Raw genomic sequence first — 20,821 nt, 5'->3', positions numbered from 1 at the left:
GCGTTGATGCCTGTTGCGGTTACACGCTCTTAACGTGGGAGCGCTCCCATAGTTGAGCGTTGACCAAGTCCTGTCAACGCTTCGAACAGAACCGCCGTCAGCCGGAACCCCGGCCCGCCGCTACGCGGTCGCCGCTGCCGCCGCCCGGCCCGCCGTGCGCCCGGAGAAGATGCAGCCGCCGAGGAACGTCCCCTCCAGCGAGCGGTAGCCGTGCATGCCCCCGCCGCCGAACCCGGCCGCCTCGCCCGCCGCGTACAGCCCGCCGAACGGTTCCCCGCCCGCCCGCAGCACCCGTCCGTCGAGGTCGGTCTCCAGTCCGCCGAGCGACTTGCGCGTCAGGATGTTCAGCCGGACGGCGATCAGCGGGCCCGCCTTCGGGTCCAGGATCCGGTGCGGCGACGCCGTGCGGATCAGCTTGTCGCCGAGGTAGTTGCGCGCTCCGCGCAGCGCCATGACCTGGAGGTCCTTGGTGAACGTGTTGGCGATCTCCCGGTCCCGCGCCTCGATCTCGCGGCGCAGCGCGGTCTCGTCGATCAGCGCGTCCTTGGTGATCGCGTTCATCCCGCGGACCAGCGCCGGCAGATCGTTCTCGACCACGAAGTCGGGACCGTGCTTCTTGAAGGCCTCGACGGGTCCGGTCGCGCCCGGCAGCGCGCGCTTGAGGACCTCGCGCACGCTCTTGCCCGTCAGGTCCGGGTTCTGCTCGGATCCCGAGAGCGCGAACTCCTTCTCGATGATCTTCTGGGTGAGGACGAACCACGTGTAGTCGTAGCCCGTCGTCATGATGTGCTCCAGCGTCCCCAAAGTGTCGAACCCGGGGAACAGCGGCACCGGCAGCCGCTCGCCGCGCGCGTTCAGCCACAGCGACGACGGGCCCGGCAGGATCCGGATGCCGTGCCGCGCCCAGATCGGGTCCCAGTTCTCGATGCCCTCGGTGTAGTGCCACATCCGGTCGCCGTTGATCAGGTTGGCGCCTGCGGCACCGGCCGTGCCGAGCATCAGGCCGTCCACGTGCGCCGGGACGCCGGACAGCAGCTTCTCGGGGGGCGTGCCGAGCCGGGCGGGCCAGCTCTTCCGGACGAGGTCGTGGTTGCCGCCGATGCCTCCGGAGGTGACGATGACGGCCTGCGCCGTCAGGGTGAACGCCTCGAGCACCTCGCGCGAACTGGCCTCACCGCGCTGGGCGCCGTCGGCGACCAGGATCTCGCCGGTCACACCGTCCACCGTGCCGTCGGTCGTGTTCAGCCCGGTCACCCGGTGCCGGAACCGCAGTTCGACGCGGCCCCGCGCGACCGCTTCGCGCACCTGGCGGACGAACGGCTCGATGATGCCGGGGCCGGTGCCCCAGGTGATGTGGAAGCGCGGCACCGAGTTGCCGGGGCCGGTCGCCAGGAAGCCGCCGCGTTCGGCCCAGCCCACCACCGGGAAGAACCGCACGCCGCGCTCGTGCAGCCAGGCCCGCTTCTCACCCGCGGCGAAGTCCACGTACGCCTCGGCCCACTTGCGCGGCCAGTGGTCCTCCGGGCGGTCGAAGCCCGCCGTGCCCATCCAGTCCTGGAGGGCCAGCTCCGGGCTGTCCTTGATGCGCATCCGGCGCTGCTCCGGCGAGTCGACCAGGAACAGCCCGCCGAACGACCAGAACGCCTGGCCGCCGAGCGACGCCTCGGGTTCCTGGTCCACCAGGATCACCTTGCGGCCGGCGGCGGCCAGCTCCGCTGTCGCCACCAGCCCGGAGAGCCCTGCTCCTACGACGATGACGTCCGCGTCCATTGCCATGGCGGTGCCCTCCGGGTTCGACGGTTGGGGGCACGTTACCTCGCGGTAGGGGCCGTCACCGAGCGGGGGTTGAAGCCGAAGGGGAGTTCGAGCCGGTGCGCCCGCATCAGGTCCTCGTCGCAGAGGAGTTCCTGGGTACGGCCGTCGGCGGTGATGACGCCGTCGCTGAGGACGACCGCGCGGGGGCAGAGCTCCAGGGCGTACGGAAGGTCGTGGGTGACCATCAGGACGGTGACGTCCAGCGAGCGGAGGATGTCGGCCAGCTCGCGGCGGGACGCGGGGTCGAGATTGGACGAGGGCTCGTCCAGGACCAGGATCTCCGGCCGCATCGCGAGCACCGTGGCCACGGCGACCCGGCGGCGCTGTCCGAAGGACAGGTGGTGCGGCGGGCGGGCCGCGAAGTCGGCCATCCCGACCTGGTCGAGGGCGGTCATGACGCGCGCTTCCAGCTCCGGGCCGCGCAGCCCCCCGGCGGCGGGCCCGAAGGCGACGTCCTCGCGGACGGTCGGCATGAAGAGCTGGTCGTCGGGGTCCTGGAAGACGATGCCGACCCGGCGGCGGATCTCGGCGAGGTGCTTCTTGCCGACGGGCAGCCCGCCGACGGTGACCGTGCCGGCGCCGCCGGTGAGGATCCCGTTGAGGTGTAGGACCAGGGTGGTCTTGCCCGCGCCGTTGGGCCCGAGCAGCGCCACCCGCTCACCGCGGGCGACGCTCAGGTCGACGCCGAAGAGGGCCTGGTGACCGTCGGGATAGGCGAAGGCGAGGCCGCGGACGTCCAGCGAGGGCGGCATCGGGCCCGCGGCCGGGTCACGGGTCGGTTCGGTGGTCATCTCAGCGTCCATCCTGTCAGGCAGACGGCCAGGGCCAGTACGGGGAGTACGGCGGCGTGCGACCACTGGGCGCGGGTGGCGGTGACGTCGTCGATGACGGGCATCGTGCCGGTGTAGCCGCGGCTGACCATCGCCAGGTGGACGCGTTCACCGCGTTCGTAGGAGCGGATGAACAGCGCGCCCGCGGACTTCGCGAGGACCGGCCAGTGCCGGACGCCGCGGGCCTGGAAGCCGCGCGACTCCCGGGCGATCCGCATCCGCCGCATCTCGTCGGTGATGACATCGCCGTAGCGGATCATGAAGGAAGCGATCTGGACGAGGAGCGGCGGCATCCGCAGCCGCTGGAGGCCGAGCAGCAGCTCGCGCAGCTCGGTGGTGGCGGCGAGCAGCACGGACGCGGCGACGCCGAGGGTGCCCTTGGCCAGTACGTTCCAGGCGCCCCACAGGCCGTTCTCGCTCAGCGACATCCCGAGGACGTGGACCTGCGGGCCGGTCGCGACGAACGGCAGCAGGACGGCGAAGGCCACGAACGGCACCTCGATGACGAGCCTGCGGAGCAGGAACGCGATCGGGACGCGGGCACGGAACGCGACGGCCACGAGCAGCACCGCGTACAGGCCGAAGGCCCACATCGCCTCGCGCGGGGTGGAGACCACGACGAGGACGAAGCCGAAGACGGCCGCGATCTTGCAGTGCGGGGGCATCCCGTGCACGGGCGAGTGCCCGTGCCGGTAGAGCCGGTGCGCGTGTCCCGCGCCCATCGTCAGGCCCCCTGGCCCTGGATCGGGTGGACGGTGTGCCTGCGGCGGCGCCGTACGACGATGAAGACGCCGGAGCCGACGGTCAGGGTCGCGCCGACGCCGATGACCCCGGCGAGGCCGCCCGACAGCCGGGCGTCGCCGACGTCCTTGACGCTGTAGCCCGCGAGCGGGGAGTCGTCGTTCGCGTGCGGCTTGGCCTTCTCGTCGATGCCCTTGTCGTGGGCGACCTTCTCCAGGCCGTCGGGGCTGGCGGAGGCGTAGTAGCTGACGCCGCCCGCGAGGGCGAGTGCCGCGATCAGGCCCGCGATCCAGACCGGCCGGTTGGAGCGGCCGGCGGGGGCCGGGGAGGTCACGACGGCCGCGGGCGCCGGGGTGGCCACGGTCACGGCCGCCGGACGGGCCTCGCCCGGCACCAGCGGGGCGCCAGTCGGCGTGGTGCGCAGCTCCAGCGGCTTGCTCAGCCCCCGGGCCCCGTAGACCAGGTCGGGGCGGACGGCGACGACCGCGCCGACGGTGGCGGCGGTGATCGCGGCCTCGCCGATGCCGATCAGCACATGGACGCCGACCATCGCGGTGGCGACCTTGCCGATCGGCACGTCGGTGGTGCCGCCGAGCCAGTAGATCGTGGTGAACGCGACGGCGGCGGCCGGCACCGAGACGACCGCGGCGGCGAACGAGGCGACGGTGATGGAGGCCCGGCTGCGCGGCAGCACCTTCACCAGTCCGCGGAAGATCGCGTAGGCGACGACGGTCGTCACGATCGCCATGTCGGTGATGTTGGTGCCGAGCGCGGTGAGCCCGCCGTCCGCGAACAGGACGCCCTGCATCAGCAGGACCACGGACACGCACAGGACCCCCGTGAAGGGGCCGACGAGTATCGCCGCGAGCGCGCCGCCCAGCAGATGGCCGCTGGTGCCGGCGGCCACCGGGAAGTTCAGCATCTGCACGGCGAAGATGAAGGCGGCCACCAGGCCGGCGAGCGGCGCGGTGCGCTCGTCCAGCTCGCGGCGGGCGCCCCGCAGGCTGATCGCGACGGCCGCGACGGCCACGACACCGGTCGCCGCCGACACCGGGGTGTCGATGAATCCGTCGGGTACGTGCATGGGGGTCCCCTCGAGTACTGCCTGGTCAACCGTTCGATGATAGTGGCTACCTGCAATCGATGTGCAAGAGCGCTTCTGGTGCATCGGGAGCGCGTACGAGTTGCCCGCGCCCCCCATGCCCAGAACCATGGGGTAGGTGAGCGATGGCGCGTATCTCCGGTATCCGCATATTCATGGCGAACTGCTGTGCTTCGTCGCCGAGGACGATGTCTGGGTCGCACCGCTGGGGCGGCCGGGTGGCGTTCCCGGCCGGGCCTGGCGGGTCACGGCCGACCGCACGAGGGTCGGCTCGCCACGCTTCTCGCCGGACGGCTCCGCCATCGCCTTCACCTCGTGGCGCAGTCTGGACCCGGAGATCCACCTCGCCCCGGTGGACGGCGGCCCGGCCCGCCGGCTGACGTACTGGGGCAGCTTCGACACCCGGGTGTGCTCCTGGACGCCCGACGGGCAGGTCCTCGCGGTCTCCTCGCACGGCCAGCCGTTCTCGTACTTCTCCTGGGCCCACAGCGTGCCGACCGACGGCGGTCCCGGCGGCCGGCTGCCGTGGGGCCCGGTCTCGGACATCGCGGTGAGCGACGTCGCCGGGGAGCGCCACACCCTGCTGCTGAGCGGCACCCCGCCGCACGAGCCGCACGCCTGGAAGCGGTACCGGGGCGGGGCGACGGGGCGGCTGTGGCTGCACGGCGAGCGGCTGGTGCCGACGATCGACGGGCATCTGAACTCGCCGATGTTCGTGGGCGACCGTATTTGCTTCCTCTCCGACCACGAAGGCGTCGGCAATCTCTACTCGTGCGCTCCGGACGGTACGGACCTGCGCCGCCATACCGACCACGCGGACTTCTACGCCCGCAGCGCCTCGACCGACGGGGAGCGGGTCGTCTACCAGTGCGCGGGCGAGCTGTGGATCGTCGACGACCTCTCCCCCGGCGCCCGGCCCCGCAAACTGGACGTCCGGCTGGGCGGCCCGCGCGCCGGCCGGCGGCCCTACCAGGTGCCGGCCGCGTCCAACCTGGACGGCCTGGCCTGCGACCGGACCGGTCGCGCCAGCGCGGTCTGCGTCCGCGGCAGCCTGTACTGGCTGACCCACCGCGACGGCCCGGCCCGCACCATCGCCGACGAGCCGGGCGCGCGCGTCCGGCTGCCCGAGATGCTCGGGGACACCGGCCGGATCGCCTTCGTCACGGACGCGGAGGGCGAGGACGGCATCGAGATCGCCCATCTGCCGGGCCGGGCCAGCCGTCCGGCGGTCCGCGCGGCGCTGGAGGGCCTCGACGAGGACGACGACGGCAACGCCCTGGACCAGGACGACGAGGCCGGGGAGACCGCCACTCCCCTGGACACCCCCGCGGTCTCCACCGGCACCGCCGGCCGCGCCGCCGTGACCGGCACCGGGCCCCGGCTCGGCGTCGGCGAGCTGGGCCGCGTACTGGAGCTGGTCTCGTCCCCGGACGGCCGCACCCTCGCCGTCGCCGCGAACGACGGGCGGCTGCTGCTCGTCGCCACCGGCGAGGGGGGCGATGCGGGCGGAAACGGCGACGAGGACGACGGAGACGGAGACGGCTTCGCGACCGACCCCGACCACGCGAGCAGCTCGTCCGGGACCGTGGCCGAGCTGATCAGGTCCACGAACGGCCCCGTGCGCGACCTCGCGTTCTCCCCCGACTCGGCCTGGCTGACCTGGTCGCACCCCGGGATCGGCCGGTCGCTGCGCTCGGTGAAGATCGCCAGACTCGCGGACCGCACGATCATCGACGTGACGAACGGCCGCTTCGAGGACGAGCAGCCGGTCTTCACCCTCGACGGCCGCTATCTGGCGTTCCTGTCGTGGCGCGGCTTCGACCCGGTCTACGACGTGCACACCGGCGATCTGTCGTTCCCGCTCGGCTGCCGCCCCTACCTCGTACCGCTGAACTCCGCGACGCCGTCACCGTTCGCGCTGCCCGTCGACGGCCGGCCGATCGGCGGCGGCCTGGACCCGGCGGAGAGCGGCGGGGACGGTCCGGTGGTGGTCGAGACGGAGGGGCTGGCGAGCCGTGTCACGCCGTTCCCGGTCCCGGCGTCCAAGTACTCGGCGCTGGAGCCGGTGCACGACGGCCTGGTGTGGCTGCGCTGGCCGATCTCCGGCGCGCTCGGCGAGACGTTCACCAACCCGACGGACCCGTCCGCGCGTCCGACCCTGGAGTACTTCAACCTGGGCAAGTCCAAGCGGACCGAGCTGGTCCACCACATGGACTGGTACGCGGTCAGCGGGGACGGCAAGCGGCTGGCGGTCTTCGACGAGGGCGATCTGGCCGTCCTGCCGGCCACCGAGCGCGGCGACGACGACTCGACGGTCTACGTCGACATGCGGCGGATCCTGCACGAGGTCGACCCGCCCTCGGAATGGCAGCAGTCCTACGCCGAGGCCGGCCGGCTCATCCGGGACTACTTCTGGGCCCCCGACATGTGCGGCATCGACTGGCCCGCGATCCTGGACCAGTACCGTCCGCTGGTCGAACGGGTCGCCACCCCCGACGAGTTCGCCGATCTGCTGCGCGAGGTCCTCGGCGAACTGGGCACCTCGCACGCGTACGTCAGCCCCGCCCGCCGCAACGAGGGCCCGGCGCACTACCAGCGGCCGATCGGGCTGCTCGGCGCCAACTTCCAGCACAACAAGGACGGTACGTGGACGGTGGTGCGGATCCTGCCCGGTGAGTCCTCGGACTCCAAGGCCCGCTCCCCGCTGGCCGGCACCGGAATCCGCGAGGGCGCGGTGCTCACCCATATCGACGGGCGCCCCGTCGACCCGTGCGCGGGACCGTATCCGCTGCTCGCGGGCGCGGGCGGCACGACCGTGGAGCTGACGTTCACCCCGCCCGGCGAGGGGCATCCGCGCCGGGTCGCCGTCGTCCCGCTGATCGACGAACGGCCGCTGCGCTACCAGGACTGGGTCGCCAAACGGCGGGCCGTCGTACGGAATCTGAGCGGCGGCCGGTGCGGCTATCTGCACATCCCCGACATGGGCGGCTCCGGCTGGGCGCAGTTCAACCGCGATCTGCGGATGGAGGTCGCCTACGAGGCGCTCATCGTGGACGTACGGGGCAACGCGGGCGGGCACATCAGCGAACTCGTCGTCGAGAAGCTCACGCGCACCATCCTCGGCTGGGACCTGACCCGCAACGCGCAGCCCGTCTCGTACGCGAGCCAAGCGCCGCGCGGTCCGGTCGTCGCGCTCGCCGACGAAGCGACCTCATCCGACGGCGACATGATCACCGCCGCGTTCAAACTGCTGGGCCTCGGCCCGGTGGTGGGGCTGCGGACGTGGGGCGGCGTGGTCGGGATGACCGGCCGGCACAAGCTGGGGGACGGCACGGTGATCACGGTGCCGATGAACGCGGGCTGGTTCGACGCGTACGGGTGGGGCGTCGAGAACTACGGCGTCGACCCCGATGTCGAGTCCCTGCGCACCCCGTTGGACTGGGCGGAGGGGCGGCACGCCCAACTGGACGTGGCCGTCGACACGGCCCTCGCGCTGCTGGCCGAACACCCCGCCGTCACCCCGCCGGACCTCTCCCGGCGCCCGGACCGCCGCCGCCCGCCGCTGCCGCCGCGCTGATCAGGTCGCCGTCAGGGGTGAGAGGGAATCGGAACAGCATGAAGGGGCGCACCCTTGACGGGTGCGCCCCTTCACCGTTCGCGCCGCGCAGGCGGACTAACTCCAGTTGTCCTGGGCGTCCTCGGCCGCGTCCCGGGCCTTGTCCTGGCCCATTTCGCGCATGTCGGCAGCCTTGTCGCGGGTCTCGTCCTCCATCTCGGCGGACTTGTCCTGCTGCTCGCCCATGGCCTCCTTGGCCTTGTTCGAGAGGTTGCCGGCCTTGTCCTTGAACTGGTCGAAAGCGCCCATGATCACTCCTCCTGGAGTTTGTGGGGATGGGGCCTCGACCAGACTGACACGGGTGGACATGCCTCGCATGTCGGGAGGAAATACCCAGGTCAGCTACCCTTTTGTCACCCTACGGAGCGTGATGACTGCGCCGCCTCGTCCGCCTCTCCGCCCCGTCCGACGAGCCCCCGCCGGGTGCCCGCCGTGGCGGCGAACCGCGGCTCGGCCCTGCGCATCTCCCGCTGCCCGAGCGCACCGCCGATGACCGACGGCAGATAGCCGCGCACCGACTGCATGCCACGCAGCCACCACTGCGCGTACACATGCGGCGAGCGCCGCTCGATCCCGGCCACGATCCGCTCGACGGCCGGCTCCAGCGGATACGTACGGTTCGCCGGCCAGGGCAGCTTGGCGCGCATGTGGCGCATGAGCTCGTCCTCGTCGGCGCCGCGCACCATGTCGGTGTCGGTCCAGCTCAGATACCCGACGCCGACCTTGACGCCCTTGTGGCCGACCTCGGCGCGCAGGCTGTGCGCGAACGACTCGACGCCCGCCTTGCTCGCGCAGTACGCGGTCATCATCGGGGCCGGGGTGATCGCCGCCAGCGACGCGATCTGCAGCAGATAGCCGCGCGAGGTGAGGAGCGCGGGCAGGAAGGCGCGGGCGGTGGTGACACTGCCCAGCAGGTTGACGTTGATGACCCGTTCGAACGCGACGGGGTCGGAGTCCAGGAACGGACCACCGGTCGCCACACCCGCGTTGGCGACCACGACGTCGATCCGCCCGAAGTGCTCCAGGATCTCGGCGGCGGCCCGCCGCATCGCCTCGAGGTCGGTGACATCGGCGACCCAGTGCGCCGCGCCGCCGCCGAGGCCCTCCGCCACCAGCTTGAGCTGGTCCGGCTCCAGGCCGACCAGCGCCAGCTTGGCACCGCGGCGGGCGAGCTTGCGCGCGAGCATCTCGCCCACCCCGCGGGCGGCGCCCGTGACCACCACGACCTGTCCGTTCAACGACTGGCTCATACCGTCTGCTCCTTCACGGAAAGGTTCTCCTGGACCGGCAGGTGGTCCCTGACCAGACCGCGGACGACGCCCGCGACCGCGGCCGTGCCTTCGATGGGTGTCATGTGGCCGAGGACTTCGAGTTCGGTCAGCCCGACGCAGTGGGGCAGCGCGGCGGCCATGCCGCGCGCGTGCACCGGCGGGGTCAGCTTGTCAGCCGTGCCGACCAGGACAGCGGTCGGCGCGGTGATCCCGCGGAGCGCCGCGTCCAGGTCGAGTCCCGCCAGCACCCGTCCCCACGCGGAGCGCGGCCGGGTCCCGCAGGCATGCACGATACGGGCGGTCGCGGCGACCTGTTCCGGGGTCGAACCCGCCGCCATCACGCCGTACTTGAGCGCGGCGCGCGACATCCCGCTGACCGGCCCGAGCGGGGCGCGCGAGCCGAGCAGCAGCCGGTGGAAGCGGTCCCGGACCTTCTGGGAGCGGATCCGCTGCGGCAGCACCTGGGTCTCGGCGAGCAGCCGTCCGCTGCCGGTGCTGGCCAGCAGGGTGGCGGCCGTGCGGGAGCGGACGGCGGCGCGGCCGGAGGCGGCCATCAGCGTCATCCCGCCCATGGAGTGGCCGACCAGCACCGCCCGTTCCCCCTCGGGAACGACGGCCTGCAGCACCGCCGACAGATCGTCGGCCAGTACCCGTGTGCTGTAGCCGGTGCGGTGCGGTGTGCCGCTGCGGCCGTGTCCGCGCTGGTCGTAGGCGACCACCCGGAAGTCGGCCGCGAGGTCCCGGATCAGCGGCGCCCAGAAGATCGTGGAACAGGTCCAGCCGTGGATCAGGACGACGGTCGGCCGGTCGGCGGGCCCGTGCTCCTCGACGTGGATCCGGGTGCCGTCCGCCGAGTTCACGGCGAGCTCCCGGCGGGGAGCGGGGAGGGTGAACGGGCTGTCCGCCGCCGCTGCGCTCTTTGCGGTGATCCTGCTCATGACGCGGGCACCTCCACGGGCTCCACCGGCTCCGCCGTGCGCACGGGCGCCGGCACCAGGTCGTACTCTGCAAGCCTCAGTTCGCGGGTGGCCCGCCGGAATTCGGCCGTCGTGCCGGGCCAGGCCGTCGTGTTGCGGCCCTCGGCGTCCAGGTACCAGCTCTTGCAGCCGCCGGTGTTCCACACCGTCCGCGCGGTGCGCCGCTGCATCTCGGCGTTCCACGCCCTGACCGCCGCCGGCTTGGCGTCCAGCGCGGCCGCCCCGGTCCGCTCCAGGGTGCGCAGGTAATCGGCGACGTAGTTGATGGACGACTCGATCATCAGGATCATCGAGCTGTTCCCGAGGCCGGTGTTGGGGCCGATGATCAGCAGCAGGTTCGGGAAGCCGTCGATCGTGGTGCCGCGCAGCGCCGCCATCCCGTCCTTCCAGTGCTCGGCCAGCGATCGGCCGCCGACGCCGGTGATCCGGTCGCCGATCGGCATGTCCGTCACATGGAAGCCGGTGCCGAAGACGATCGCGTCGACCTCGCGCTCGGTGCCGTCCGACGTGACGATCGTCGAGCCGCGCACCTCCTTGAGCGCCGAGGTGACCACCTCGGTGTTGGGCTGGGCGAGCGCCGGATAGTAGTCGTTGGAGAGCAGGATCCGCTTGCAGCCGATGGTGTAGTCCGGCGTCAGCTTCGCCCGCATCACCGGGTCCTTGATCGCGCGCCGCATGTGGTTCTTCGCGATCTGCTCGGTCGCCTTCATCAGCTGCGGGCGCTTGACGAACGCGCCGACCTGGAACTCCCTGATCAGCCAGAGCAGTCCGCGCCGCGCCTTCGCGGTGCCCGGCACCGTGCCGTGCAGCCACCGCTCGGCCTTGTTGATGCCGCGGTCCATCCGCGGCATCACCCACGGCGGGGTGCGCTGCAGCACGGTCAGCGACTTCACCTGCGGCTGGATGGACGGCACGATCTGGATCGCGGAGGCGCCGGTGCCGACCATCGCGATGCGCTTGTCCTTGATGTCGAAGTCGTGGTCCCAGCGCGAGGAGTGGAAGACCGCGCCGGGGAACGTGTCGAGGCCCGGGATGTCCGGCAGCTTGGGGTCGGACAGCGGGCCGGTGGCGGAGACGACGACATCGGCCGTCAGGTCGCCCTGCGTGGTCCGTATGTGCCAGTGCTTGGCCTCGTCGTCCCAGCTCGCCTGGAGCACCTCGGAGTCGAACCGCAGATGCGGCCGCAGCCCGAAGGTGTCGGTGACCCGCTCCAGATAGGCGCGGATGTGCGGCTGTCCGGAGAACGTACGGGGCCAGTCCGCGTTCGGCGCGAAGGAGAACGAGTACAGGTGGGAGGGGACGTCGCAGGCGCATCCCGGGTAGCTGTTGTCCCGCCAGGTCCCGCCGACCGAGCCGGCGCGTTCGAGGATCACGAAGTCCGTGATGCCCTCCCGCCGCAGCCGGACGGCCGCGCCGAGCCCGCCGAACCCTGATCCGATCACCGCCACCCGCACGTGCTCAGCCATGGCGCCGCCTCCCTGCCTCAATCACGCCAGCAATCACTGGCACGATCCGTACGGTAGACCACTGCGGTTACCGGCGGTAGGGGTCAGGCCCACCCAAGACGAAACGGACCCCGGGCGGGGTGTGCGCACCCGCCCGGCACCCGCGCACCGGCCCCGGCGCGCTCCGGGGAGCGCATAGGCTGACGAGGTGGCCGAGGACGTGCAGGAGACCAGGGAGCAGCCCGAGGAGCGGAAGCCGGGGCAGGAATACCGGATGGAGGCACTGGCCGAGGCGGCCGGTATCCCCGTGCGCACCGTTCGCTTCTACCGCGAGCGCAAGCTCATCCCGCCACCGCGCCGCGAGGGCCGTATCGCCTGGTACAACGAAGCCCATCTCGCCCGCCTGCACACGATCGCCGCCCTCCTGGAGCGGGGCCACACCCTCGGCGGCATCGCCGAGCTGATCGGCGCGTGGGAGAACGGCCGGACCCTCGACGGCGTCGCCGAACTCCTGGGCCTGGAAGGCGCGTTGATCACGCCCTGGTCGGAGGAGACCCCGGTCAGGCTCACCCCCGAGGCCCTCGCCGACTACTTCGGCGAGGACGTCACCCCGGAGAACCTGACGACGGCCCTCGACATCGGCTACATCGCCGTCGACGGCGAGAACGTCGTCCACACCAGCCGCCGGCTGCTCGACGCGTCGGCCGCCCTGGTCCGCGAGGGCGTCCCGCTGGCCGCCGTGCTGGAGACGGGCCGCGCCGTACGCGTCCATGTGGACGCGCTCGCCGATCTGTTCACGGTGCTCATCCGCAAGCACGTGGTGGACGCCGCCGCCGTCGACCACCTGCCGCCGGGCGAGGTGACCCGGCTCGCCGAGGCGCTGGAACGGCTGCATCCGCTGGCCAAGAACGTGGTCGACGCGGAGCTGTCGCTGGCCATGGACCGGCGCGTCAGGACCGAGCTGGAGAGCTGGCTGCAGGACCACGCGGCGCCCGGGGCCGCACCCGGCCCGACCCCGCCGGAGGACCCGCCGGCCACCCCCGCTCCATAAGTCGCACTTTCGGCCGCCCCGCTCCGACCGAAGAGCGGACCCGGCGGCCGTACCAGCGGTGGCGGAACCCGGCACCGCGTCCAATCCTGAGGGGGACCCGCCCCCTGCGCAGGAGGTACCGGCCCGATGACCACGCTCGCCGAGGCCGGACCCGCGACGGGACCGCCCACGGGCCCGTCCTCGCTCAGCCGCCGCCAGACCAACGTCGTCTTCGTGACGATCGTCCTCGGCATGCTGCTGGCGGCACTCGACCAGACCATCGTCTCCACCGCCCTGCCGACCATCGTCGCGGACCTCGGCGGCGCCGGTCACATGGCCTGGGTGGTGACCGCGTACCTCCTGGCCGAAACCGTCTCCACCGTCCTCGTCGGCAAGTTCGGTGACCTGTTCGGCCGAAAGATCGTCTTCCAGCTCAGCGCGGTCGTCTTCGTCGGCGGATCCGTCCTCGCGGGCGCCGCCAACGGCATGGGCATGCTGATCCTCGCCCGCGCGATCCAGGGCATCGGCGGCGGCGGTCTGATGGTGACCGCGATGGCCCTGATCGCCGACGTCATCCCGCTGCGCGAACGCGGCAAGTACCAGGGCGCGCTCGGTGCGGTCTTCGGCGTCACCACCGTGGTCGGCCCGACGCTCGGCGGGCTCTTCACCGACCACGCCTCCTGGCGCTGGTGCTTCTACGTCAACGTGCCCGTCGCCGTCGTCATGCTCGTGATGGCCGCGCGGACGATCCCCTCGGTCAAGGCCGCCACCCGCCCCACCATCGACTACCTGGGCATCGTGCTGGTGGCGCTCGGCGCCTCCGGTCTCGTGCTGGCCCTGGAGTGGGGCGGCAATGAGTACGCGTGGGGCTCGGCGACCATCATCGGCCTCTTCGTCGGCTCCGTCGTGGCGCTCACCGCGTTCGTCTTCGTGGAACTGCACGCCAAGGAACCGATGCTCCCCATGCATCTGTTCCGCAGCCCCGTCTTCACGATCTGCTCGGTGCTGAGCTTCATCGTCGGCTTCGCGATGCTGGGCGCTCTGACCTACCTGCCGACGTATCTGCAGTACGTGGACGGGGTGTCCGCGACGATGTCGGGCGTCCGCACGCTCCCCATGGTCGTCGGGCTGCTCGGCACCTCGATGCTCTCCGGCATCGTCGTCAGCCGCACCGGCCGGTACCGGATCTTCCCGATCGTCGGCACCGGCGTCATGGCCATCGGCCTGTACCTGATGTCCACCATGGGCCCGTCCACCGGCGTCTGGCTGGAATCCCTCTACATGCTCGTGCTCGGCCTCGGTATCGGGCTGGCCATGCAGGTGCTCACCATCGCCGTGCAGAACACCGTGCCCTACCACGAGCTGGGCTCCGCGACCTCGGGCGTCACGTTCTTCCGGACCCTGGGCAGCGCCTTCGGCACCGCCATCTTCGGCACGCTCTACAGCAACCAGCTCGGGCCCAACCTCGAAAAGGCCTTCGCCCAGTCGCCCGGCATCAGCCCCGCCGCCGTACAGAGCCCGGCCGCCCTGCACGCGCTGCCCGCCGACCGCATCACCCATATCGTCGACGCCTACGCCGACACCGTGAACTACGTCTTCCAGTGGGTCGTACCGGTCGCCCTCGTCGGCTTCGTCGTCGCCTGGTTCCTCAAGGAGGTGCCGCTGCGCGACAGCGCCAGGGCCGGCGCCTCCGACATGGGTGACGCCTTCGCCGCCCCCAACTCCGCGGACGCCGACCGGCAGCTGGAGCGCTCCATCGCCCGCGTGATGCGCCGGGCCAAGGCCGAGGAGCCGGTCTCGCTGCGGATCCTCGCCGACTCGGGCAGCCACCTCACCCCCGGTCAGGCCTGGGCCCTCGGGCAGATCCACTGGCGCGGCAAACTCCAGGGCGGAGCCCGGCTCAGCACCGTCGCCAAGGCCCACCGGATGCCCGGAGAGGTCCTCGAACCGGCCTTCTCCAGGATCGCCCAGGCCGGCTACGCCGATTTCGACGGCGAGCAGCTCGCCATCACCGACTCCGGCCGGGCGCAGATCGACCTCCTCGCCGGAGCGTGGCGCCGCTGGCTCGACGAGCGCCTGGACGACTGGGACGTCGCGGATCCGGCCGACCGGGCGCGCCTCGACCGGGCCGTCGACGGCATCGCACGCCGCCTCCTGGACGAGGAGGAGGCGCATCTCGAGCGCACCGCGCTGTGAACTGCGAAGGTGGAGAAAGAGCCGCAGGCACGGCAGCACCGCACCGCCTGATGACCACACCGCCCGATCACCGCATCGCCGCATTGAGGAGGCACCCCATGGACCAGCCCGACGACACCAAGGCAGAACAGGCGATCCTCTCCAGGATCAAGGCCATGGTCGCGGACGAGAAGGCCCTGCGTGAGCAGCTGACCGACGGCAGTATCGACGTGGCCACCGAACAGGCCAGGCTCGGCGCCCTGGAACGCGAGCTCGACCAGTGCTGGGACCTGCTGCGCCAGCGCCGCGCCAAGGGCGAGGCCGGCGAGGACCCGGGCCAGGCCACCGTCCGGTCGGAAATCACCGTGGAGGGCTACACCTCATGACGGGAAGCGCCGAAGTGCCGATTCCCGAGGGGGCGAAGGCCTATCCGGGGAACGGCATCACGGTCACCTTCGAGGCCGGCCGCTGTCTGCACTCCGGTGAGTGCGTGCGCGGCCTCCCCGAGGTCTTCGACACCGCCAAGCGCCCGTGGATCCGGCCCGACCGCGCTCCCGCCGATCTCGTCGCGCAGGTCATCCGGCGCTGCCCCTCGGGCGCGCTGCAGTACCGGCTCGACGGCGGGCACCCCGAGGAGCCGACCCACCCGACCGAGATCAGCCGCTCCTCCTCCGGCGGCATCACCATCCGCGGCGACCTCGTCATCCATACGGACGGCGAGGCCAGGACCGAGACCCGCGCCGTCCTGTGCGGCTGCGGCGCCACGGGCCACGCGCCGTACTGCGACCGCACCGGCCCGTGCGGAACGGCGACCGGCTGACGGGCTGTTCCGCACGGGCCGTTCCGTACGGGCCGTTCCGCACGGGCCCGAGGGCCTGTCCGGCCAGGATTCAGGACGTGAACAACGCCTGCATCTCGCCGTATCCGGGCCCCTCCACCACCGGGGTGCAGGTGCCGTCCGTCAGGAACTCACGTGCCTCCTGCCGCACCACGCCGTACGCGGCCTCGGCCATCCGGCCGCCGATGCTGACGCGCGCCGCTCCGGCGCCGCCGAGTTCGGCGACGGACGGGCCGCCCGGTCCTGTGAGGATGTTGAGCGGGGCGGCGATGCCCTTCGCCAGTTCGGCGACGACCGCGAGATCGGTCACCCCGGGGACGAAGATCCCGTCCGCGCCCGCCTCGATGAAGGCGGCGGCACGGTCGAGCGCCACCCCGAGCCGCGACTCCGGCGCGCCGACGGCACCGAGGTAGACATCGGTGCGCGCGTTGATGAAGAGCGGGACGCCCGCCTCGTCCGCGGCCTTGCGGGCGGCGGCGATCCGTTCCACCTGCTCCGCGAGGGTGCGCAGCGGCTCGGGCCCGTTCACGAGCGCGTCCTCGATGTTGATGCCGGCCGCCCCGGCGGCGAGCACCCCGCGTACGGTCTCGGCGACACCGGCCGCGTCGTCCGCGAAACCGCTCTCGATATCGGCGGACACCGGCACGCCGACCCCTGCCGCGACCCGGCCGATGAGCGCGAGCGCCAGCTCGCGGGGCAGCCGGTCGCCGTCGGCGTAGCCGAGGCTCCAGGCGACGCCGCAGCTGGTGGTGGCGACGGCGGCCGCCCCCGCCTCCTCGATGATCCGCGCGCTGGCGACGTCCCAGGCGTTGGCGAGGGCGAGCGGCCGGTCGGCGGTGTGCAGGGAGTGGAGGAGCTGGGCCTTGTCACGGAGGTTCGACGTAGTCATGGGGACAGTCCATCACCGCCCTGTGACATCGTCCGGCAGTTCTGCGACATCGACGTCGACATCCACGTCGCGGTGCGGAGGCCGGGCTACCCGCGAGCTACATGTCGGATTCTCGCTAGACCGGTGCCGTGACCCGGGGCGATGCTTGAGCCATGCACACCGACTTCGAGCGCTGCGTACGAGCCGTGCAGTCGAAGGACGCCCGGTTCGACGGATGGTTCTTCACCGCGGTGCTGACGACCAGGATCTACTGCCGGCCCAGCTGCCCCGTGGTGCCGCCCAAGGTCAGGAACATGAGCTTCTACCCGAGCGCGGCGGCCGCGCAACAGGCCGGCTTCCGGGCCTGCAAGCGCTGCCGGCCGGACGCGAGCCCGGGTTCGCCGCAGTGGAACGAGCGGGCGGACCTCGTGGCCCGGGCCATGCGGCTGATCGCGGACGGCGTCGTCGACCGGGACGGCGTCCCGGGGCTCGCCGCCCGGCTCGGCTACAGCACGCGGCAGGTGGAGCGGCAGCTGCTCGCCGAACTCGGCGCGGGGCCACTGGCGTTGGCGCGGGCACAGCGCGCGCAGACCGCCCGGCTGCTGATAGAGACGACGACGCTGCCGATGGGGGAATCCGCCTTCGCGGCGGGCTTCTCCAGCATCCGCACCTTCAACGACACCGTTCGCGAGGTCTTCGCCCTCTCCCCCACCGAACTGCGCGCCCGCGTCGCCAAGGGCCGCCCGGCCGCCACACCCGGCGAACTGTCGCTGCGGCTGCCCTTCCGGGCCCCGCTGTGCCCGGACAACCTCTTCGGACATCTGGCGGCGACGGCGGTGCCTGGCGTCGAGGAGTGGCGCGACGGCGCGTACCGCCGCACCCTGCGGCTGCCGCACGGCCCCGGCATCGTCAGCCTGCGCCCGCAGCCCGATCACATCGCGTGCCGGCTGCGCCTGACGGACCTGCGCGATCTGGCGCACGCCATCAGCCGCTGCCGGTGGACGCTGGACCTCGACGCGGACCCGGTCGCGGTCGACGCGCAGCTGGGCAAGGACCCGGTGCTGGCACCGCTGGTCGCCAAGGCACCGGGCCGCCGGGTGCCGAGGGTCGCGGACGGGCCGGAGTTCGCGGTGCGCGCGGTGCTCGGCCAGCAGATCTCGACGGCCGCCGCGCGGACGCACGCCGGACGGCTGGTGACGGCGTACGGCGAGCCCGTCGAGGATCCGGCGGGGGGGCTGACCCATCTGTTCCCCGACCCGGCGGCACTGGCCGCCCTCGACCCGGCGGCGCTCGCCATGCCGCGGACCCGCCGCACCACCCTCACCACACTGGTCACCGCCCTGGCCGGTGGCGAACTCGACCTCGACGTCGGCAGCGACTGGCAGCGCGCCCGCGCGCAGCTCTCCGCGCTGCCGGGGTTCGGCCCGTGGACCGTCGAGTCGATCGCGATGCGCGCGCTCGGCGACCCGGACGCGTTCCTGGCGAGCGACCTCGGAATCCGCTTCGCCGCGAAGGAGTTGGGACTGCCCACCACCCCCGCCGCCCTCACCCGCCATGCCGCCGCCTGGGCGCCGTGGCGCGCCTACGCCGTCCAGTACCTGTGGGCGACCGGCGACCACGCCATCAACACCTTCCCCGTGAACGGAGCCGCGTGATGTCCACCCGCACCCACACCGTGACCGATTCCCCCTGCGGCCCGCTGACCCTCGTCGCCCTCGACGGAACCCTCTGCGGCCTGTACATGACGCAGCAGCGGCACCTCCCCGCCGAGGAGACCTTCGGCGACCGCGACGACTCCGCCTTCGGCGCCGTCGAGGAGCAGCTCACCGCCTACTTCGCCGGGGAGCTGACCGACTTCGACGTCCCCTTGACGCTGCTGGGCACCCCGTTCCAGCAGCGCGTCTGGTCCGCCCTGCGGGACATCCCGTACGGCGAGACCGGCTCCTACGGGCAGCTCGCCGACCTCCTCGGCAACGCCGGCGCCTCCCGCGCGGTCGGGCTCGCCAACGGCAAGAACCCGATCGGCATCATCGTCCCCTGCCACCGCGTCGTCGGCGCCGACGGCTCCCTGACCGGCTACGGGGGCGGCCTCGACCGCAAGCGCTACCTCCTCGCCTTCGAGAACGGCACCCACGAGCCGACGGCGCTGTTCTGACCCCGGACGCCCGCCTACTCGGGCGGCGGGGCCGGTCAGGCCATCCAGTGCGGGCGGCTCACCGCCGACGCCAGCGGCCGGCCCGCCGCGTCGTCCATCGCCAGCGCGACCCGCTGGACGGCCTCGTCCAGCGTGCCGCCCGGCAGCGTGAACGGCAGCCGCAGCCGGTGCTCGAACGTCCCCGGCTCCGCGCCGAAGCGTGATCCGCCCTCGATCCGCACCCCGTACCCGGCGGCCCGTTCCGCCAGCGCCGTGGCGACCGGCTCGCCGAGGTCCACCCACAGGGACAGGCCGCCCGGCGGGAGCCGCCAGCTCCACTCGGGGATGTCGCGGACGAGTGCGGCGACCAGCGCGGCACGCCGGTCGCGCGCCTCGGCGACGCGGGCCGCGACGAGTTCGTCCATGCGGCGCAGCAGCGGCAGCGCGACGAGCTGGTCGATCACCGAACCCGCCATGTCCATCGACACCCGGAGGCCGGCGAGTTCCGTCACGAGACGCGGCGTGGCACGCAGCCAGCCGATCCGCAGCCCGCCCCAGTGGCTCTTGCTCATCGAGCCGATGGTGATGACGTGATCGGCGCCGCCGCGTGCCGCGTGGGAGGCGAACGGCGCGGGCGGCGGCACGTCGATCGCGAGGTCGGTGATGGTCTCGTCGGCGACGAGCCACGTCGACGACCGCTGGGTGGCGCGGATCAGTTCGGCCCGCTGTGCGGGCGGCATGAGATTGCCGGTCGGGTTGTGGAAGTCCGGGATCATGTAGGCGAGGCGCGGCACCGCCTGGCGCAGGGTCGCCTCGATGATCTCCATGTCCCAGCCGTCGTCCGAGACGGCGACGGGCACGGTACGCAGCCGCGCGCGGCGGATGGAGTCGAGGGCGTTGGTGTAGGTGGGGTTCTCCACCAGCACCCGGTCGCCGGGACCGCAGAGCATCCCGACGGCCAGCCCCAGCGCCTGGAGGGCGCCGGAGGTGATGAGGATCTGGTCCGGCCGCGTCCTCAGTCCGCGGCGGGTGTACCGGTCGGCGACGGCGGCGCGCAGCTCCGGCAGGCCGTAGGGGTGGTATCCGGGGGTGTTCGCGTGCTGCGCCAGGAGCGGCGCGATCTCGGCGAGCGCGTCGGTCAGCACGTCCGAGGGCAGTCCGCCGACGGCGTTGGAGAGGTCGATCGCGCTCTCCGGCCGGGAGAGCCGGTCGAGTCCGGTGTGCCGGTGGCCTTCCGGAAGCACCGTCCAGGTCCCGGACCCGCGCCGGCTCTGGGCGTAGCCGCTCTCGCGCAGCAGGTCGTAGGCGGCGGTCACGGTGGCGCGGCTCAGCCCGAGGGTCGTCGCGAGCTCGCGTTCCGCGGGCAGTTTGACGCGCAGCGAGATGCGTCCGTCCAGGACGAGGGCGCGGATCGCCTGCGCCAGGCCCCGGTACACGGGCCGGTCCCCGGCCGCGGGACCCGTCAGATCGGGGAGCAGCGCGGCCAACTGCCTGCTGCCCAGCGGTATGCCGGAAGGCGCGTTCGTGGGCGAGCCCGGCGCCGACGCCTGCGGTGTGCCCGCACTCTGGACGGTCCCCATGTCTGCCATGCCAATCTCCCGCGAATGGCCCTGCCCCGCAGGCCAATTCCCCCCAAGAATCGTTCAAGTGGCCCGCCGTGGCAAGGGCGGTACAGGCCCGGAACACGATGACGAGGGGGAATGTCCGGATGTCGAGGATCCTCACCGACAGCTATGAGCGGGAGCTCCAGCACCGGCACGAGCAGCGCAACACCACCGGTACGGGCGGGTCGTTCCCCGGGTCGTTCCGCCGCTGGATCGGCCAGGTCGGCCTCCTGGTGCGGGCCAGGAGACAGCCGCGCGGCACGTAGCCGGCGGCACAGTGCCCGGGGGACACGGGGCTCCGCGGGTACGACACAGGGCCCGGCGATTCGCCGGGCCCTGTCCTGCGCGCCATCCCCCCGTCCCCACGGGGCGGGC

The 20,821-nt window shown here is 72.4% G+C and carries 18 protein-coding genes; 8 read left to right on the top strand and 10 right to left on the bottom strand.

Going from position 1 to position 20,821, the window contains the following annotated elements:
• Positions 1-120: 120 nt before the first annotated feature.
• From O3W51_RS05340 to O3W51_RS05325, 4 genes are read right to left on the bottom strand one after another with little or no spacing between them, the layout of a single operon-like run.
• Positions 121-1,776, bottom strand: coding sequence for an FAD-binding dehydrogenase (locus O3W51_RS05340; RefSeq protein ID WP_138354715.1), 1,656 nt, complete (start codon positions 1,774-1,776; stop codon positions 121-123).
• A 35-nt stretch (positions 1,777-1,811) separates the two neighbouring features.
• The gene (locus tag O3W51_RS05335) at positions 1,812-2,606 is read right to left on the bottom strand and encodes an energy-coupling factor ABC transporter ATP-binding protein (protein ID WP_187144905.1); all 795 of its coding nucleotides are present in this window, start codon (positions 2,604-2,606) and stop codon (positions 1,812-1,814) included.
• Positions 2,603-3,367: a cobalt ECF transporter T component CbiQ gene (gene cbiQ, locus O3W51_RS05330; protein ID WP_138354716.1), complete on the bottom strand. Its 765-nt coding sequence runs from the start codon at positions 3,365-3,367 to the stop codon at positions 2,603-2,605. Before cbiQ ends, O3W51_RS05335 begins: the two co-directional genes overlap by 4 nt.
• Before the next feature lie 2 nt (positions 3,368-3,369).
• A complete protein-coding gene (locus O3W51_RS05325) occupies positions 3,370-4,470 on the bottom strand; it encodes an energy-coupling factor ABC transporter permease (RefSeq protein ID WP_138354717.1) in 1,101 nt (366 codons plus the stop codon).
• Positions 4,471-4,606: 136 nt separating this feature from the next.
• Here O3W51_RS05325 and O3W51_RS05320 point away from each other — a divergent pair, with 136 nt between their 5' ends.
• Entirely contained in the window at positions 4,607-8,065 is a 3,459-nt protein-coding gene (locus O3W51_RS05320) for a S41 family peptidase (RefSeq protein WP_269284175.1), read from the top strand.
• A 96-nt stretch (positions 8,066-8,161) separates the two neighbouring features.
• On the opposite strand, the gene O3W51_RS05315 is transcribed toward O3W51_RS05320, so the two are convergent.
• From O3W51_RS05315 to O3W51_RS05300, 4 genes are all read right to left on the bottom strand, one after another.
• Complete coding sequence (locus tag O3W51_RS05315) at positions 8,162-8,353, bottom strand: hypothetical protein (protein ID WP_164294399.1); 192 nt, start codon at positions 8,351-8,353, stop codon at positions 8,162-8,164.
• Between the two features lie 104 nt (positions 8,354-8,457).
• Positions 8,458-9,354 carry an SDR family oxidoreductase gene (locus O3W51_RS05310; protein ID WP_138354720.1) on the bottom strand — a complete coding sequence of 299 codons (897 nt, stop codon included), beginning with the start codon at positions 9,352-9,354 and terminating at the stop codon, positions 8,458-8,460.
• A complete protein-coding gene (locus tag O3W51_RS05305) occupies positions 9,351-10,313 on the bottom strand; it encodes an alpha/beta fold hydrolase (RefSeq protein ID WP_269284174.1) in 963 nt (320 codons plus the stop codon). The genes O3W51_RS05310 and O3W51_RS05305 overlap by 4 nt, the downstream gene beginning before the upstream one ends.
• Positions 10,310-11,818 (bottom strand): flavin-containing monooxygenase, encoded by a 1,509-nt coding sequence (locus O3W51_RS05300; RefSeq protein ID WP_269284173.1) that lies wholly within the window; start codon positions 11,816-11,818, stop codon positions 10,310-10,312. Before O3W51_RS05300 ends, O3W51_RS05305 begins: the two co-directional genes overlap by 4 nt.
• 253 nt (positions 11,819-12,071) lie before the next feature.
• Here O3W51_RS05300 and O3W51_RS05295 point away from each other — a divergent pair, with 253 nt between their 5' ends.
• The 4 genes from O3W51_RS05295 (at position 12,072) to O3W51_RS05280 (ending at position 15,822) form a co-directional block, all read left to right on the top strand.
• The gene (locus O3W51_RS05295; protein WP_138354770.1) at positions 12,072-12,848 is read left to right on the top strand and encodes a MerR family transcriptional regulator; all 777 of its coding nucleotides are present in this window, start codon (positions 12,072-12,074) and stop codon (positions 12,846-12,848) included.
• 126 nt (positions 12,849-12,974) lie between these two features.
• The gene (locus O3W51_RS05290; protein ID WP_138354723.1) at positions 12,975-15,023 is read left to right on the top strand and encodes an MDR family MFS transporter; all 2,049 of its coding nucleotides are present in this window, start codon (positions 12,975-12,977) and stop codon (positions 15,021-15,023) included.
• A gap of 98 nt (positions 15,024-15,121) precedes the next feature.
• Positions 15,122-15,388 carry a DUF2630 family protein gene (locus O3W51_RS05285; RefSeq protein ID WP_138354724.1) on the top strand — a complete coding sequence of 89 codons (267 nt, stop codon included), beginning with the start codon at positions 15,122-15,124 and terminating at the stop codon, positions 15,386-15,388.
• A complete protein-coding gene (locus O3W51_RS05280) occupies positions 15,385-15,822 on the top strand; it encodes a (4Fe-4S)-binding protein (protein WP_198358459.1) in 438 nt (145 codons plus the stop codon). Before O3W51_RS05285 ends, O3W51_RS05280 begins: the two co-directional genes overlap by 4 nt.
• 70 nt (positions 15,823-15,892) lie before the next feature.
• On the opposite strand, the gene O3W51_RS05275 is transcribed toward O3W51_RS05280, so the two are convergent.
• On the bottom strand, positions 15,893-16,729 hold the full coding sequence (locus tag O3W51_RS05275; protein WP_138354726.1) for an isocitrate lyase/PEP mutase family protein: 837 nt from the start codon (positions 16,727-16,729) through the stop codon (positions 15,893-15,895).
• 152 nt (positions 16,730-16,881) lie between these two features.
• Between O3W51_RS05275 and O3W51_RS05270 the strand changes: the two genes are divergently transcribed.
• Positions 16,882-18,363, top strand: coding sequence for an AlkA N-terminal domain-containing protein (locus O3W51_RS05270; protein ID WP_138354727.1), 1,482 nt, complete (start codon positions 16,882-16,884; stop codon positions 18,361-18,363).
• Positions 18,363-18,863, top strand: coding sequence for a methylated-DNA--[protein]-cysteine S-methyltransferase (locus O3W51_RS05265; RefSeq protein WP_198358461.1), 501 nt, complete (start codon positions 18,363-18,365; stop codon positions 18,861-18,863). Before O3W51_RS05270 ends, O3W51_RS05265 begins: the two co-directional genes overlap by 1 nt.
• A gap of 35 nt (positions 18,864-18,898) precedes the next feature.
• Here O3W51_RS05265 and yczR read toward each other — a convergent pair whose 3' ends face one another.
• On the bottom strand, positions 18,899-20,431 hold the full coding sequence (gene yczR, locus O3W51_RS05260; protein ID WP_232485721.1) for a MocR-like transcription factor YczR: 1,533 nt from the start codon (positions 20,429-20,431) through the stop codon (positions 18,899-18,901).
• A 119-nt stretch (positions 20,432-20,550) separates the two neighbouring features.
• Between yczR and O3W51_RS05255 the strand changes: the two genes are divergently transcribed.
• Positions 20,551-20,712, top strand: coding sequence for a hypothetical protein (locus O3W51_RS05255; RefSeq protein WP_187144906.1), 162 nt, complete (start codon positions 20,551-20,553; stop codon positions 20,710-20,712).
• The last annotated feature ends 109 nt before the right edge of the window (positions 20,713-20,821 follow it).

Source organism: Streptomyces sp. H39-C1 (assembly GCF_027158125.1).
Classification (GTDB): Bacteria; Actinomycetota; Actinomycetes; order Streptomycetales; family Streptomycetaceae; genus Actinacidiphila; species Actinacidiphila fildesensis.
Note: the sequence above shows the minus strand (reverse complement) of the source record. Positions and strands in the feature narration are given on the sequence as shown.

Bases quoted from the DNA above. Each gene is read 5' to 3' on its own strand.
- O3W51_RS05275 (WP_138354726.1), bottom strand. From the start codon at position 16,729: ATGACTACGTCGAACCTCCGTGACAAGGCCCAGCTCCTCCACTCCCTG.
- O3W51_RS05315 (WP_164294399.1), bottom strand. From the start codon at position 8,353: ATGGGCGCTTTCGACCAGTTCAAGGACAAGGCCGGCAACCTCTCGAAC.
- O3W51_RS05295 (WP_138354770.1), top strand. From the start codon at position 12,072: ATGGAGGCACTGGCCGAGGCGGCCGGTATCCCCGTGCGCACCGTTCGC.
- yczR (WP_232485721.1), bottom strand. From the start codon at position 20,431: ATGGCAGACATGGGGACCGTCCAGAGTGCGGGCACACCGCAGGCGTCG.
- O3W51_RS05310 (WP_138354720.1), bottom strand. From the start codon at position 9,354: ATGAGCCAGTCGTTGAACGGACAGGTCGTGGTGGTCACGGGCGCCGCC.
- O3W51_RS05255 (WP_187144906.1), top strand. From the start codon at position 20,551: ATGTCGAGGATCCTCACCGACAGCTATGAGCGGGAGCTCCAGCACCGG.
- O3W51_RS05265 (WP_198358461.1), top strand. From the start codon at position 18,363: ATGTCCACCCGCACCCACACCGTGACCGATTCCCCCTGCGGCCCGCTG.
- O3W51_RS05305 (WP_269284174.1), bottom strand. From the start codon at position 10,313: ATGAGCAGGATCACCGCAAAGAGCGCAGCGGCGGCGGACAGCCCGTTC.
- O3W51_RS05285 (WP_138354724.1), top strand. From the start codon at position 15,122: ATGGACCAGCCCGACGACACCAAGGCAGAACAGGCGATCCTCTCCAGG.
- cbiQ (WP_138354716.1), bottom strand. From the start codon at position 3,367: ATGGGCGCGGGACACGCGCACCGGCTCTACCGGCACGGGCACTCGCCC.
- O3W51_RS05270 (WP_138354727.1), top strand. From the start codon at position 16,882: ATGCACACCGACTTCGAGCGCTGCGTACGAGCCGTGCAGTCGAAGGAC.
- O3W51_RS05335 (WP_187144905.1), bottom strand. From the start codon at position 2,606: ATGACCACCGAACCGACCCGTGACCCGGCCGCGGGCCCGATGCCGCCC.
- O3W51_RS05340 (WP_138354715.1), bottom strand. From the start codon at position 1,776: ATGGCAATGGACGCGGACGTCATCGTCGTAGGAGCAGGGCTCTCCGGG.
- O3W51_RS05280 (WP_198358459.1), top strand. From the start codon at position 15,385: ATGACGGGAAGCGCCGAAGTGCCGATTCCCGAGGGGGCGAAGGCCTAT.
- O3W51_RS05325 (WP_138354717.1), bottom strand. From the start codon at position 4,470: ATGCACGTACCCGACGGATTCATCGACACCCCGGTGTCGGCGGCGACC.
- O3W51_RS05300 (WP_269284173.1), bottom strand. From the start codon at position 11,818: ATGGCTGAGCACGTGCGGGTGGCGGTGATCGGATCAGGGTTCGGCGGG.
- O3W51_RS05290 (WP_138354723.1), top strand. From the start codon at position 12,975: ATGACCACGCTCGCCGAGGCCGGACCCGCGACGGGACCGCCCACGGGC.